The 14943-nt window shown below is 54.8% G+C and carries 12 protein-coding genes and 1 pseudogene; 6 read left to right on the forward strand and 7 right to left on the reverse strand.

The genetic code is table 11. From position 1 onward, the window contains the following. Nucleotides 1-689 precede the first annotated feature (689 nt). Complete coding sequence (locus VAE55_RS07125) at nt 690-2186, reverse strand: aldehyde dehydrogenase family protein (protein ID WP_322815102.1); 1497 nt, start codon at nt 2184-2186, stop codon at nt 690-692. Nucleotides 2187-2379: 193 nt separating this feature from the next. Between VAE55_RS07125 and VAE55_RS07130 the strand changes: the two genes are divergently transcribed. From VAE55_RS07130 to VAE55_RS07155, 6 genes are read left to right on the forward strand one after another with little or no spacing between them, the layout of a single operon-like run. Continuing rightward, nucleotides 2380-3144: a PP2C family protein-serine/threonine phosphatase gene (locus tag VAE55_RS07130; protein ID WP_322815103.1), complete on the forward strand. Its 765-nt coding sequence runs from the start codon at nt 2380-2382 to the stop codon at nt 3142-3144. Nucleotides 3145-3155: 11 nt separating this feature from the next. After that, a complete protein-coding gene (locus tag VAE55_RS07135; RefSeq protein WP_322815104.1) occupies nt 3156-4559 on the forward strand; it encodes an LCP family protein in 1404 nt (467 codons plus the stop codon). Nucleotides 4560-4603: 44 nt separating this feature from the next. Further along, nucleotides 4604-5176, forward strand: a complete 573-nt coding sequence (locus VAE55_RS07140; RefSeq protein ID WP_322815105.1) for a LysM peptidoglycan-binding domain-containing protein — start codon at nt 4604-4606, stop codon at nt 5174-5176. Then, nucleotides 5173-5841: an alpha/beta fold hydrolase gene (locus VAE55_RS07145; RefSeq protein ID WP_322815106.1), complete on the forward strand. Its 669-nt coding sequence runs from the start codon at nt 5173-5175 to the stop codon at nt 5839-5841. The genes VAE55_RS07140 and VAE55_RS07145 overlap by 4 nt, the downstream gene beginning before the upstream one ends. 11 nt (nt 5842-5852) lie before the next feature. Further along, nucleotides 5853-6548 (forward strand): LIM domain-containing protein, encoded by a 696-nt coding sequence (locus tag VAE55_RS07150; protein WP_322815107.1) that lies wholly within the window; start codon nt 5853-5855, stop codon nt 6546-6548. A gap of 34 nt (nt 6549-6582) precedes the next feature. Continuing rightward, a complete protein-coding gene (locus VAE55_RS07155; protein WP_322815108.1) occupies nt 6583-7674 on the forward strand; it encodes a tRNA-queuosine alpha-mannosyltransferase domain-containing protein in 1092 nt (363 codons plus the stop codon). Nucleotides 7675-8040: 366 nt separating this feature from the next. Here the strand turns inward: VAE55_RS07155 and VAE55_RS07160 are convergent, their stop codons facing one another. The 6 genes and pseudogenes from VAE55_RS07160 to VAE55_RS07185 all read right to left on the reverse strand — a co-directional run. Further along, entirely contained in the window at nt 8041-9099 is a 1059-nt protein-coding gene (locus VAE55_RS07160) for a hypothetical protein (RefSeq protein WP_322815109.1), read from the reverse strand. A 6-nt stretch (nt 9100-9105) separates the two neighbouring features. Next, nucleotides 9106-10080 (reverse strand): sugar phosphate nucleotidyltransferase, encoded by a 975-nt coding sequence (locus VAE55_RS07165; RefSeq protein ID WP_322815110.1) that lies wholly within the window; start codon nt 10078-10080, stop codon nt 9106-9108. A 3-nt stretch (nt 10081-10083) separates the two neighbouring features. After that, nucleotides 10084-10317: a zinc ribbon domain-containing protein gene (locus VAE55_RS07170; RefSeq protein WP_322815111.1), complete on the reverse strand. Its 234-nt coding sequence runs from the start codon at nt 10315-10317 to the stop codon at nt 10084-10086. Nucleotides 10318-10476: 159 nt separating this feature from the next. Continuing rightward, nucleotides 10477-10689: a hypothetical protein gene (locus VAE55_RS07175; RefSeq protein ID WP_012257628.1), complete on the reverse strand. Its 213-nt coding sequence runs from the start codon at nt 10687-10689 to the stop codon at nt 10477-10479. A gap of 54 nt (nt 10690-10743) precedes the next feature. Continuing rightward, nucleotides 10744-14487 carry a DUF11 domain-containing protein gene (locus tag VAE55_RS07180; RefSeq protein WP_322815112.1) on the reverse strand — a complete coding sequence of 1248 codons (3744 nt, stop codon included), beginning with the start codon at nt 14485-14487 and terminating at the stop codon, nt 10744-10746. 151 nt (nt 14488-14638) lie between these two features. Further along, a pseudogene (locus tag VAE55_RS07185) lies at nt 14639-14809 on the reverse strand (SAM-dependent DNA methyltransferase); the annotation flags it as partial. Between the last annotated feature and the right edge of the window lie 134 nt (nt 14810-14943).

Genomic DNA, 14943 nt, shown 5'->3' on the forward strand with positions numbered 1-14943 from the left:
CAGCAATCAGATCGGGCAAGAAGGAATTGACTATGATCATCAAATCGTAGTCAGCACCCTGTTCTAAGCCTATCAATGCTTCTTCGGGGGTGTCATATCCAATCTATTCGATGCGCATGCCAGTCTCAGGACTGAATGCATTGATAATCACTTGAGGCATATACCCAACCCAACCGGTCACCGTCAGTTTGGGAGGAGTTGAGACCGGGTTGGTGATAGCCCCAGGCGAGCACGCCGCGAGCAACAGGCTCGCAATGATAAACAGTATTCGCATAGCGGTATGAACTTTCCCCACGTGACGACTGCATATACATTCGATATATACCGTCCTGGCATTACCATCGTGTTACCATTGACAGGTATTATCGCGAAAATTGTTTTTGTAAAATTATTCATTCTACGGTACACTGATCCTGTTATGGTGACATCATCCGCCCCTAGTTGTGTTTTAGCAGTCGTGAAAATTGTTAAAAACCATATAAATCACCATGTTATCCATAAAGCCGCACGCTTTAATACTTTCTGGAAAGGTGAAATAAACCATTTATATACCAAAAGTTTGTATACAAAATTCTTACTAAGCAGTAAAAATGGCGGCGACGCATGCGTCGCCGCGGAAATGTTTCGTATACGTAGTATTATTTTTGACGGTTTGCATAAACCCCGTCGTTCAGGCGCCGAAATAACCGTTAATCGGCATTGTCAATCTGCGCCCGTTGTAAGGCACCGCTGTAGTCGATGTACACACTCTTCCATTCGGAGAAGACATCGAGCATGGTCGGGCCGGCTTCGCGGTGTCCATTGCCGGTGGCCTTCACTCCACCAAAAGGCAGATGGATCTCGGCCCCAATCGTCGGTGCGTTAATGTAAACAATTCCAGCCTGCAACGCCTGCATTGCCCGGAACGCAGCATTAATGTCGCGGGTGTAGATCGCCGAACTGAGACCGTAGGCAACATCGTTGGCAATGGCAACGGCTTCATCGAGACTATCAACTTCGATCACGCTCAGTACCGGCCCGAAGATCTCTTCGCGGGCAATTCGCATCTGGGGGGTGACGTTGGTAAATACGGTTGGCGCGATAAAGTAGCCATAATCGTAGTCACCACTGGTCAGGCGATAGCCGCCGCACAACAGCGTAGCACCCTCTTGCTTGCCGATGTCAATGTAGTTCAGCACACGCTGCAACTGCTTCTCGTTGACCAGCGGACCCATTTCGGTTGCTGGATCAAGTCCGTTACCTACCCGCAAGGATTGCGCACGGGCTACAATCCGCTCGACCAGCTCTTTAGCTACAGCACGATGGACGATCAACCGACTGGTTGCCGTACAGCGCTGGCCGGTCGTGCCAAAAGCGGCCCACAGCACACCATCGAGGGCCAGATCGAGGTCGGCATCAGGCATCACGATCAACGGATTCTTCCCACCCATCTCCAGGCTTACCCGTTTGATCCGCCGCGCTCCTAATTCGTACACCAGCCGGCCGGTTTCGGTGCTACCCGTAAACGAGATCACCGGCACATCGGGATGTTCAACCAGTGGTTGCCCGGCTCGTGGCCCGTATCCGGTGACGATATTGACCACGCCAGGGGGCAGGCCGGCTTCCATCAGACATTGCACCAGATTGTAGGTGCTGACCGAGGCGTCTTCGCCAGGTTTAATGACCACTGTGTTGCCACAGACAATCGCCGGCAGCATCTTCCAGGATGCAATTGCCATCGGGAAGTTCCACGGTGTGATCAGGCCAACTACCCCAATCGGCTGCCGGATACTCATCTGAAACTTGTTGGGTAATTCGGAAGGGGTCGTCACACCATGCATCCGACGCCCCTCACTACCGGCGTATTGGGCCATCCCGATGGCTTCAACAATATCGCCGCCGGCTTCAAACAGCGGTTTCCCCATTTCGCGTGTCAGATCGCGACTGTACTGCTCTTTGCGCGCCTGTAAGAGTTCGGCTGCCCGGAGCAGAATCTCGCCGCGCTTAGGCGCCGGTACCTTGCTCCATTGGGGAAATGCCGCTTTGGCTGCTTCAACAGCCGCGTGCACATCGCGCTCATCGCTGTCGGCAAAGATGCCTACCACGTCGCGGGTATCCGCCGGATTACGACGTTCAAAGGTCTTTCCGCTCTGCGCAGGCACGAATTCGCCACCGATCAAATTGTGAAATACACGTGGTGTGGACACCCTTGTCCTCCTTCGACCATACAATAACTACCTGAACTCCAGTGAGAGCCTGTTCAATATCAATATATGGATGGGCAAAACCACCACCATCTACCGCGGTACCGCTATCGATAGGCTCTTAGGGTGATTATAGCATGAGGCAAATTATGGTATGCTGTTACGGATAAGGTGCAAGCTAAAGGGGATGAGCGTGATGGCCGATCTGGAAATGCGTGTTGCAGTTGCCAAAGTTCCCCGCTATGGAGATCGGGAGAGTGGTGATACGCTCGAGACGATAGAGCGTCCGGGTGGTGGCTTCTCGTTTGTGCTGGTTGATGGGCAGGGGCATGGCCGAAGTGCCAAGACGTTATCGCATCTGGTTGCAACGCGGGCAATTACCCTCTTGAAAGATGGCACTCATGATGGAGCAGTAGCGCGAGCTGTCCACGATTATCTCTATACCTATCGGATGGGCCAGGCATCAGCAACGCTGAATATCCTTTCGGTTGATTTCGCCAGCTCCAAGATTCTGGTGACGCGCAATAATCCAGCGCCATTCTTTGTTATTACGCCACAAGAGCTGCGCAGCTTCAATACGCCGTCAACCCCGATTGGCTTACATCCACTGATACGACCGCAGATCAGCGAGATACCAATTGCCGCCTATACCTATGTTGTTCTGTTTACCGACGGCTTACTACGTGCAGGTGAACGACGCGGCGAAGACCTTGGTCTCCCGAACTATCTGGCAGCCTGGCCGGCGCACGAGGGGCGCGATCCGCAAACGCTGGTTGATAGCATTATGAATCAGGCGCTTGAATTGGACGACGGTCAGCCGGTTGATGATATGAGCATTGTGGTGCTCGGCATTCTGCCGGTCAGTGGCGTTCCTGGATTACGACGAATGACGGTCAGTGCACCGATTATTGCGACCGGTCAATACGAACCTCCCGATGAACCGGAAATGGTTGATGAGTAGGTGCAGGTTAGATGGGGATTGAGCGACCACGGCGCACTGAGCAAAAACAGCGACGCACATTGCCCAAGGGCAGTGCACGCGAGCGGGTTGCCTTGCTGCGTGCCCAGCGCCGACGACGGTGGCGCTGGTGGTGGGTAACAGGTGGTATCGTGCTGTTGCTCTTGCCGGCGCTGGCCGGTGCCGGCTGGCTATGGCAAACCGTTGCCGGAATGCGGCAACCCGATCTACGACCTGCCGGAACAGTGGTGACGACGAACGCAGTGTTTCGTCAGCCGTTTACCGTATTATTGCTGGGAGTTGATCGTCGCCCTGATGGCAGCGAAGGCGTTCGCAGCGATACCCTGATCCTGGCTTACGTACATCCGACAGAACGTTGGGCCAGTTTGCTCTCGATCCCACGCGATACGGTTGCCACAATTTCCGGCCTGGGTGAGCAGAAGATCAACGTCGCGTATAGTTATGGTTATCAGCACGCGACCGAACTCTACGGCGCAGGTGCCGATCCGGCAGCCGCCGGGGCAGCGCTGACCGCCGAAACGGTGGCTCAGTTCCTGAACATCCCGGTTGATTATGTTGCTCAGATTGATTTTACCGGTTTCGAGCGCTTCATTGATAAACTCGGTGGGGTAGCAATTGATGTTCCGTACCCGGTGCTCGATAGTAGTTTTCCAACCGCAGATTACGGCTACGAACGGATCTTCATTCCTGCCGGTTTACAGGTGATCAATGGTGAGACAGCGCTGAAGTATGCACGGTCACGCCATGGATCGAGCGACTTCGAGCGCGCCCGACGGCAGCAGATGCTGTTGCGCGCCGTGCTGGAAACCGTCCGCGCACGTGGAGTGTTTGAACAGGCCAGCTTGTTAACAGCATTGATTGACGAAGCCCGACGTAGTGTGAAGACGACGCTGCCTATCGATGATCCAGCGGCCCTGCGTGAACTGATGACACTGGCCCAGACGATTGACAGTCAGCGTATCGCTACCTTCAGTATCAACCCGCGCGAAGTGGCGATTGTCGCTGAAATTGGTTCAGACATTTACTGGAACCGCCGGGATGTAGCAGCGATGGTCGAACGATTGCGGGCCGGGCCACGGATCGATGCTGAACAGGCGCGAATACAGGTGTTGAATGGCACGCCGGTGAATGGATTGGCAGCCCGGATTAGTCGGGCACTTGCTAACGCCAATTTTCAGACCCTTCCGGCGGCTAACACGGATCGGCGAGAAACAACCATTCTGATCGACTATACCGGTAAACCAGCGACACTGGCCCGTCTTGCCGGGCATCTTGGTTTACCGGCCAGCCAGGTCTTTGCCACACCACCAGACGATGCGCCCCCGCAACCATTGGGAGCGGATATTGTGTTGTTGATCGGACAGGATTACGATCCAGCCTGGGCAATGGCACCATAACAGTACGTTCTTGTCAAGCAATGACCTGGGATTGAGCATATTGTATGCTGACTGAAACGACACTCTGGCTCTTACTCCTCTTTATCTTGCTGGCACCACCGGTTGGTGCCATCGTGTTGCGAATGGTGCAGCACTTGATTGGTAGCATCGGCATCGCCGCCGGGATGGCGACCATCCTTGTAATGGCAGCCGTTGCCCTGTTGACTATCGCCCGCAACCCGTTACCACCACTACGGATCGGCGATCTAACGATCCTCCCGGCGTGGGTGCCACCGGTCGTTGATACGATAAGTGAAGAGCCATTACCGGTAATGCCAACATTGCCGGTGTTACCAACCCTGACACCACGGCCAACGGTCACGATAACGGCAACCGCAACACCAGAACCATCTCCAACGTCTGAACCAACGCCAACCGTTGAACCAACACCGGAACCGACACCTACCCTCGCCCCAACGGAAAGTGGCCCACGACGGTACACGGTACAGGCCGGTGACACATTGCGGACGATTGCAGAGCAATTTGGGGTTACAATTGAGGCACTTTTGCAAGCCAATAATCTCACTCCAGCCCAGGGGGATAACCTGCAAGTTGGACAGGAACTGGTGATTCCATGACAACAATTCGTACTATTGAACGCAGGCCAATTATCGAGAGCGGACCGGCACCGTTGTTAGTGATGTTGCACGGTTTCGGGAGTCACGAACGTGATCTCTTCGAGCTTGCCGATCTGATTGACGACCGGATGCATATCGTGAGTGCCCGGGCACCGATTGCGTTGCCATGGGGCGGCTTTGCCTGGTATGAGCTAAGTGGTACACCCGGTCGGCTCGTTCCCGATCCAGTGGGTCGGGCGCAGGCCATCGAGTTGTTGATCAAGTTCGTCAGTGAATTGCCTGGCCGGATCGGAACTGATCCGCGGCGAACCTACCTGTTCGGCTTCAGCCAGGGGGCGATTCTCAGTATGGCGCTGGCCTGGCGCATTCCCGAACACCTGGCCGGCGTGATTGCAGCGAACGGCTACCTTGATCCGGCCCTAACTATACAACCACCCGCTGCCGGCATTGCCCGTCTGCCGATCTTGCAATTGCACGGCACCTACGATGAAGTCATTCCGATTGAACAGGCACGAGCGACCCGTGATGTGCTGGCCCAATACGCACCACGCCATCGCTATCATGAAGACCCGGTAGGACACAGTCTGCATCCAAATGGCTTGAGCCTGATGCAGCACTGGTTGGCCGAACAGCTCGATGCCCCACCACCTCACGATCTCGCGTAGGCAGGTGAGCTATGGCTGCTGATCATACGCATTGTGCCAGTTGTGGACAGCCGCTTACTGGTAGTTATTATGTCTTGATCAACCGGCCAGAACGGTTTTGCCCTCAATGTATTGCGACGCGGCCACGATGCAGCACTTGTGGCGCACCGCTGGGGAACCACTTCTGGAAACTACACGATGGCCGCCAGCAATGCGATACCTGCCACGCGGTCGCGATTTACGATCCGGTACAGGCTCAACACTTGTTTCAACAAACTGCAGGCATGCTGGCTAAAGGCATGGGATTACGGCTTCATGTGGGGGTGGCGTTCCGGCTGGTTGATGCACCGACAATGGCTCGTCTGCGCGGTCTAACTCCATCTGGACAAGACACCCTCGGCTTATACCGCCGCCAGAATCATGTGCGAGTGATTTATCTGCTGTATGGCCTGCCGACACTCATCTTCCGCATTACAGCAGCTCATGAATATGCCCATGCCTGGCAAGCCGAGCATTGCCCCCTGCTGCGCAACGAGTTCTTGCGGGAAGGGCATGCCGAATGGGTGGCCTATCAGCACCTCTTGCAGCTTGGCAGCCACAAAGCGGCAGCACGGATGCTCGATGAAAATCACCCGTATCACGAACCGCTGCGCTATCTCCTTCAGCTTGAGGCGCAATTAGGTAGCGAAGGCGTGAATCGCTATATGATGCGGGTGGATATTGAGTGACAACCTTCGCCAGGACTCACTGAGATACCGGGACATGTTGATCTGGTGGCTTGATCCATTTCATGGTGGGTCACACGCAGCAGTAGCAAGCGGCTATGCTGCCCATAGCACCCACCGCGTCAGACTTATCACCCTCAGTCAGGCCGGCGGATGGCGCTGGCGAATGCGCGGCGGGGCGGTGACCCTGGCTCGCCTGGTAGCCGATTTGTCTGAACGGCCTGATGTCATCGTTGCCACTGATATGCTCGATCTGGCGACCTTTCGGGCGTTGACCTATCGCCAATTGGGGAACATTCCGGTAGCACTCTATTTTCACGAAAACCAGCTCACGTATCCCATCCCGCCAGAGCGCAAGCGCGACTACACATTTGCCTGGATCAATTTCACCAGTGCTCTGGTAGCCGATGCCGTGTTGTTCAATTCCGCTTTTCATCGGCGAGACTGGCTGGCGGCACTGTCGGGAATGCTCCGCCGCTATCACGATTACCACGAACTACAGACTGTAGAGCAGATTGCGGCAAAAGCGCAGGTGTTACCACCCGGACTTGATCTACCATCGCTACCGCCACGGCAACCGCGTGACCCGACCGCACCACCGGTTATCCTTTGGAATGCCCGTTGGGAATATGATAAACAGCCGCACGTCGTAATGGCTGCTCTGGAATATCTGGCAGAGCGTGGGGTAAGATTTCGCCTGATTGTGACCGGTGAGCATATCGATCCGAATGCCCCTGATCTGATAGCTGCCCGCCAGCGCTGGGCAGATCACACCATTCACTGGGGCTATGCCGGAGATCGCCAGACATACCTCGCATTATTACGTCAGGCCGATATTGTTGTGTCGGCAGCGATTCAGGAATATTTCGGGATTGCGATCCTTGAAGCAATCGCCTGTGGTTGTGTGCCACTTTTGCCGGCACGGCTCAACTACCCTGATCTGATTCCGCCGGAATGGCACGCCGATTGTCTTTACGCAGACGATCCCGATTTGCCGAACGCCCTTGCGCGATTGATCGGCGACCTGCCACGGCTGACGTGCTACGATTGGTCGGCGGTGGCCCGCCCTTACCGCTGGGAAAACCTGGTTGCGCAGTATGATGCAACACTGGCGGCGCTGGTGCGGTGAGGGGTAGAGGTTCAGGCTGGCTCTGTCAGCAGATGTGTTCTGTCACAGATGGCGTCATGATACACTGTTCAGATGGCAAACGTGATCCTGCATCTTGCCGCCGGTGTGCCGTGCTAACGCCGCACTGCCGACGTTGCGGCAGGTGTTATACACGATGTGGTATGCTATCAGCATTCCCCGGCAGTGCATGAAGGAGGGGCGCACGGTCATACGCCCCTCACCTGCATCAAGCAACCTCATCCGTCGTTAATCACTCTGCCTGACATCCAACCGCTCGGGCTAGTTCAGGCCGCAGTGCTGCGTTCGCTGGGTCGAGCTGAGCCATAAGCTGCATCAAGCAACCTCATCCGTCGTTAGTCACTCTGCCTAACATCCAACCGCCCGGGCCAGCTCAGGCCGCAGTGCTGCGTTCGCCGGGTCGAGCTGGGCCATAATGCGTTGCACCATCCGCAGATCATAAGCAATTTGAAGATTGCGATACACATCGGTATCAAACAAGCCATGGCCGTGGCGGTCGAAACTGTTAGCCAGGAACAGCCACATATCGCTATCGAGAGTAGTATCGGGCGTCAGCCCATACCAACGCAGAAAACCGGCAATGTGCGCGGAAGGACTGAGCTGAGGCAACTGCGTGCTGCCAAACACGGTACGCAAGCGATCACGGGCGGCGACGACATCGTGCAAGGAGTCACGGATCACGGCGCGCTGTAAGCCAACCGGCGGCGGGGGCAGTGATGGTAGCGAGCGGCGATAGGCAGTAACGTTGATCTGATGCGCGTGAGCCAACACTTGCGTATCACGAACCGACAGCCGATGCGACTGGTGGAAGGTTGCAATGAACCAGACATTGGTCGGTGGCGGAGCGGTCGGCGCTACCGGGGGCGTGGACACCGGTAAGAGTTGCAGACGTTTGTGCAGATAGTGGAAGAGTTCATCAGGGGCCAGGCCATCAAATAAAACGAGGTACAGCTTCCCCGCGCCCTGCGGTGATTGGGCTTCGCTGAGCACTTCATTCAACTGACTATCACCAAAGCGGGTGTGCAGATCGCGGTAGTATTCACGCTGACCACTGTGGTTGGCCCAGTGTGACGAACCGATACGGATCAACTGGCCGGGGATTTGACCAATAATGGCCGCGGCCAGATGCTGAACCAACACTGCCTTACCAGCTCCAGCCCTGCCACTGAGCACCGCGCACGGATAGGTCTTGAGTGAGACGTAGACTGCGGTTAAGAGGCGTGTTTCTGCAGGACTGGCAGCAACCGTAAGACGACGAATGATCTCTTGTTCAGCACTTAAGGATGGAGCGTCAATAGTGGCTATTGCTGGCATATGCCTGTTACCAGGCGAAGCCAACTCCCAACGGCCATCCTCGGCCTCGCCGCGAGCGCCATTGCTTGCAGCATGGAAGTTGTAAGCAATCATAGTTGTTCACCTGAAACGAATATCAGATAAATCGCCGACGTTTAACTCCTGACTGACACCATTAACGGAAGCACGGTCACCGATCAGGCTGCGATTGAGAATAACCGACTGAATTTGTGCACCTGCGTTAATAATCGAGTCGCGGACAATTGCATGCCGCACGACTGCACCATCAGCAATTGAGACATACGGGCCGATGACCGCATGTTCGATGACGGCTGTCGGTGCAATATTCACCGGCGGTACAATCACAGCATTGGGATACTCAGCAGCCTGATTGTGCCCGTGATCGAGTAGATAACGATTGGTATCGAGTAATGCCTCTATCGTACCGCAATCGTACCAGGTTCGCACCGTTTCAGCACGTAATTCCTCACCGCGGTCGATCATTACCTGAAGAGCGTCTGCCAGATAGAACTCACCCTTGGTTTGAATGTTGTTCTGCATAATGTAGTCGATCGCTGACATCAACCGGGCAGCCTCTGGTACATAGTAGATACCGGCCACAGCCAGCTTGGAAATCGGCTCACTCGGCTTCTCCACCAGTCGCACGATGCGGCCTTGTTCGACCACCACAACACCAAAACGGCGCGGATCGTCAACTTCCTTGCAGTAGATAATGCCGTAATTGGGATGCTGATTGAGCTGTTCAATATCAAACTCCAGCAACCCGTCGCCGAAAACTACCAGCAGCGGCCCGGTCAGCTCGTGGGCGAGAGCAATAGCATCTGCCTGCCCGCGCATCATCTTCTGTTCAAGGAAGCGCATTGGATAGGTGTAGTTGGCCCGCATAAACTCTTCAATCTGGTTGCCCAGATAACCAACCACACAGATTAGTTCGTCGATCTGAAGGGGGGAGAGATAATCGATAATGTGAGCCAACACCGTCTTTCCGGCAACACTCACCAATGGCTTGGGACGCACAAAGGTATGTGGGCGCAGGCGAGTACCGAGGCCGGCTGTCAGGATCATAACGCGCATACTTTAGCTCCTAGAGCCACAACTACAACCACTGCAACCGCACCCACCACTGGTTGTCGTTGTCGTCGCCGCAACGGCTGCATCACTGCGGCTCTGCGTCGCGAACATAGAGAGGCGACGCCGGACATGGGTGCTCTGGCAAAATGGACAAACAATCTGCTGATCGGTCGCATTTATTGGCAGGAGCCGTTCAAACTGGTGCGCACAGTCCAGGCAGCCATATTCGTACATTGGCATAGGTTCACCTCATGACGTCAGGGAAAGGATTGGGGCGGACATGGCCCACCCGCATTATACCACGCTGATCATGGCCATGGGATAACGGTTTACTTATCTTCACGATAACTTTACGCAAATCTTCGTGATGAATTGCCGATGCTGATTCTTAAGCAGCACCTAACGCAATTCAGGTAATTCTATCGGGTCTTCACGAGGTTCGCACAGACCACAGAAGAGGGCACGCGCGGTGACGATTGCTTTGTGCCCACCTTTGCGGTCGGCGAAGAGGGCAACGATATGCGGCATTTCCTGAGCGTGATCGCGACAAATCGCACGACCGCAGAAGATACACGTGCCATGGGCCGGACGGTTACAGTGCCAGCAGTTCATGGATAGCTCCGTTGAGCAAAGGGGTACACTCCAGAAAGCGCACCCCCATATCGGTTAGCGGGCAACCAGCGGTACCCACAGACGCGGTACACTCAGCGAAACCGGGGCTTCCAGGAGTTGTGATCCAATCGGGACAGAACTGTTCACAATCTCAACAGTGTTGGTGAGACTGCCACTGATCTGGCTCGGATTCGCCGTTACCCGGAAGAGCAGTGTGCGCCGCCCAGGTGTGTCGCCGCTTTGGGCAGGTACGCTGAGATTGTTCCATGTTAGCACAGTGCGGCCATTGCTGGTGCTGATCTGCGGTGCTGTTCCGCTAACCATTGCATTGAAGGTCAGACCGGCAGGTAAGACATCGCGCAACGTGATGGTAAACGCACTGGTAGTTGGATTGACGACCTCGATCTGGTAGAAGAAGGTCGGACTTGGATCACCTGGATTGTATGGCGGTAGCGTGGTAATACTCGCCGTTTTGGCTACTGCCGGCCCATCGACACAAATCCGTACCGTTGGGTTCACTTCACCGTCGGTGATCGGGATAATCCCATCAGGACTGGTCACTTCAGCACTGGTCCCCTGATCGCTCCAGACCTGACCAACCCGCAGCCAGATTGCCAGCGACAACTCGCTGACGTTGCTACCAGATGGTTTGGCTGGTACGGTTAGATCGCGCCAGACCAGTTGGGTAGAGCCGGCCAGCGAACCACTTGTAATCGGAATGATACTATTCGGTGCCGGCGAACCGGTATCGGGACGTATGTATTGCAAGCCGATGGGTAAGGTCAGCGTGACCACGGTATTGCGGTAGGGTATCACATTCGTATTGAGCAGGGTGAGCGTGTAGACACGCTCGTCACCAGCCGATATACACTGGCTGAGACCCTCAATCCGCGGCGTATAGGTATGCAGCGGCTGTGTGGTTACCCGTTCCCAAGCAACCGTGAAGGTTTGGATATCGATAACATAGGTCGTACAACGTGACGAGGTACGGCAACTCGCTGATAACAGATTATTGGCCGTCGCATGCGCATAAATCTCGTTAGTGCCGATAATGTCGGCAGCAGCGGCGCGGAAGAGAATCTCAACCTGGCCATTGGCGGGGATTGAACTAACATTCCAACGCAATTCAGTACGACCATCAGCCAATGGGCGCTGACCGGCAAATGCGTAGAGTGTACTACTTATCGTTTCACTGTAGAGATAGCGGGGTGGCAAAATCGCATAAGCACTGACACCATCCAGCGATCCGGTGGGATTGAGATTGCGTACCGTGAGCGTGAAGAGACCGCGATCACGCAAGCCTAAAGTTGTGCGCTCGGCTTTAATATCGAAATCAAGCAGGTTACTGCCGCAGCGATAGTCAATAACCGCTTCAATCGGCGGACGCGGCGACACCACGGTGGTACGTCCGGTTGAGGGATCAAAGAAGGAGTAGCCTACCCGATTGCTGTATTCATCAGTCACACATGGCGGATTGAACAGGGTGCGTATCCGTACCGTGTAACTCTGGCCGGGTGCAATTGACAACGTTGGCCATGTCCAGGGGTTGCTACCGCTGATGTCCGGCAGACGCTTATCAGTCGGTAGGTTGCTGAACTCAACTGCCTGGAAGGCTAGCTCTTGCGGGGCAAAATCGACCAGGCCAGCCGTGTAGGTATTGGTGGTTTCGGCGTTGGTAATCGTCAGGGTGAAGTAGATCGTTTGTCCTCCGGCTGGTACCGGACCGGTAATGACACGGGTTGTACCGAGATTGGCGCCGTTCTGATCACTGAACACCTTGCTGACTTGAATGTTGGGGATCATTCTGACACAGGCACGAGCACTTTTGAAAGTAATATCTTCCCCAGGCTGATTCGTGTCAGGGTTAATCAGCGCCTCTTCCATGCGTTGCTGGTCAAGGTCATTACAGTAGGTGCGGTTGAACTCACCGCGCGTTATCACATTGTAGCGAATGTAGCGCGTCTCTCCCGGTGCCAGCGTAATATCTAACCAGATCAGGGTTGTACGCACACCAGAATTGGTACTGGTTGAGCTAACTGTCGGCTCAAAGGGGATACCATCATCAATATTTCCGTTGTCAATCGTGGCACTGTTGGCTACGTAGGTGAAATCAGCCTGATTTCCGGTGGGTAATAGATCGTAGACTTTAATGTCGGTCATCTGGCTGGAGCCATAGTTGGTGAGTGAGATAATGTACTGGAACGGCTGATTGTTGCGGGCAATGTAGTTCGTTCCGCTGCGATCAGCCTCTGAATACTTGGCTACTTCTAATCGAGGCACAACCTTGAAACCGCCCATGTCACCATCGTTACAATTGGATGGTACACCACTGGGCACAACAACACTGGCATAAGTTGTCCCCGATCCACTCCCATTACCCACAGTTGAATAGCGAGCGGTCACCTCAAAAGAGAAACTCTGCTCGACCGGGGTATTGATATTCCCCGCCGCCATGTTGAATGTCCAGATTAACGTGCCACCATCGCCTGACGAGGGGGGCAGTGCGGTAAATGTACCAACTGGTGATGCGGTTCCGTTGACGTAGCGTACATTCGGCTGAAGAACGATCCGAACCTGTAAGCCATTCAGGGCCGCTGGCCAATAGTTACGCACTTTGAAACTAAAGCTTCCACGCTCACCAAAGATCACGGTCTGGGTCGAACCAAATACAACATCTACCGGTGGCCGCACATTGTAAGTCACGTCGCCAGTCTGAGGTGGAACCCGATAGCGGTCAGTAGTGCTTTCAGGTTGGAACGGTATCTCGTCACTGGTAACATAATAGCCCGCTTTTTCGTTTTTCATACGATCGCACGGACTGAGATCGAGCTTGCGGAAGGTGACGAAGATGTCAACCGTTTGTCCACGCTCAAGCCGATCTATTGTCCAGACTAATGCCGGACGACCATCAATGATCGTCTGCGTAGGGGGAAAATTGGTGCGTTCCGCGCCGCGCACACTGCTGACGAATTCGGCACCTTCTGGCACAATATCGGTCAGCTTCACGTTGGTTGCCGTGATCGAGTCTTCGCGGTCAATGTTGGTCAGGCGCAAACGATACTCGCCGGTTTGGGTCGGAAAGATGCGCGGGTTAAGACCGCTGGCCGTGCGTTCCTTCCGCAGCTCGAAGAGCGGCCCTTCGACCAGTGCTGAGGCGTTGGCGATGGCCCGTGCGGTGCTTTCACTGCCGACAAAGAATTCGGCGGAAGCCGACGGACGGCGTGGGTCTTTGCCATATACAGGATAGACATTTTCCGGTACACGCAGGGCTATCATGAAGCTGCCACCGGTGCCGTTGGTGAGATTGCCGATTTCGTAGGTATATCCACCAACCGCGGTCGTCGAGTTGTAATGAGAGGTAGCACTGCGGGTAACAGCCGGCCCACTGACCTCAAGGGGGGCACAGGCATTGACCCCCTGGTCACGACAATACTGTTGATATTTATCGGCGTTCAGGGTATTTGGCCGGGAAGTAATCCAGAAATTCCATGTAATCTTGATCCGGGCATTGCTGAGGGTTATCCCACTGTTGTTGCTGTAGGAAACGGTATAGATCAAATCCTGACCACCCCGCAATCGGGCCGGTGAGGCAAGGATTGAAACACTCACACCACTCTGAGTGACGGTGATTGGCGCTGGTGTGGCAGCAGGCTCAGTTACGGACGTATCGTTGACACGCGCTGAAGCGGGTCGGTCGATTGTTGCGGATTGTGCAGCAACTATTGGGGCGCCCTGGAAAGGTGAGATGATGAGTGCTGAAAGAACCACCACAAACCAAAACAATCGTGGTATTAACATATCCACTCCCTGAAAGAAGACACATCCTGTAGAAACAACATCTCATACAAAGTGTAGCACGCATCGTATACCATTTTGATACCATAAGACGTTGGATTGAGTGCAGAAATTCCACTGGCGCTTGAACTCGATTTCTTCTCCTTCGTGAAGGTCAAGCCTCGTCACGGAAGCCTCCCAGTCCAAGCGTCCTCAGAATACGTTCCAGTTCTTGGTCGGCCTCGGCGCACTCCTCTTCGGCTTCACGGAGCAGCACCATGACCTCCTCCAGGGGCAAGACCTCCTCGGCGCCGTTGGTGGCTACATAGCGGCTGGGGGAGAGGTTGTCGTTGCTCTGTTGCAACGATCGGATCAATCGAGACGCACGTACCGATGGATATTGGAGACCAATCCGTTGCTGATCGGCTCACGCTGCGGCAGACTGCGCTTGCGCGAACGGAGCGTGTCACCAACCGTGCG

It is taken from the genome of Chloroflexus sp. (genome assembly GCF_034432675.1).
GTDB lineage: Bacteria > Chloroflexota > Chloroflexia > Chloroflexales > Chloroflexaceae > Chloroflexus.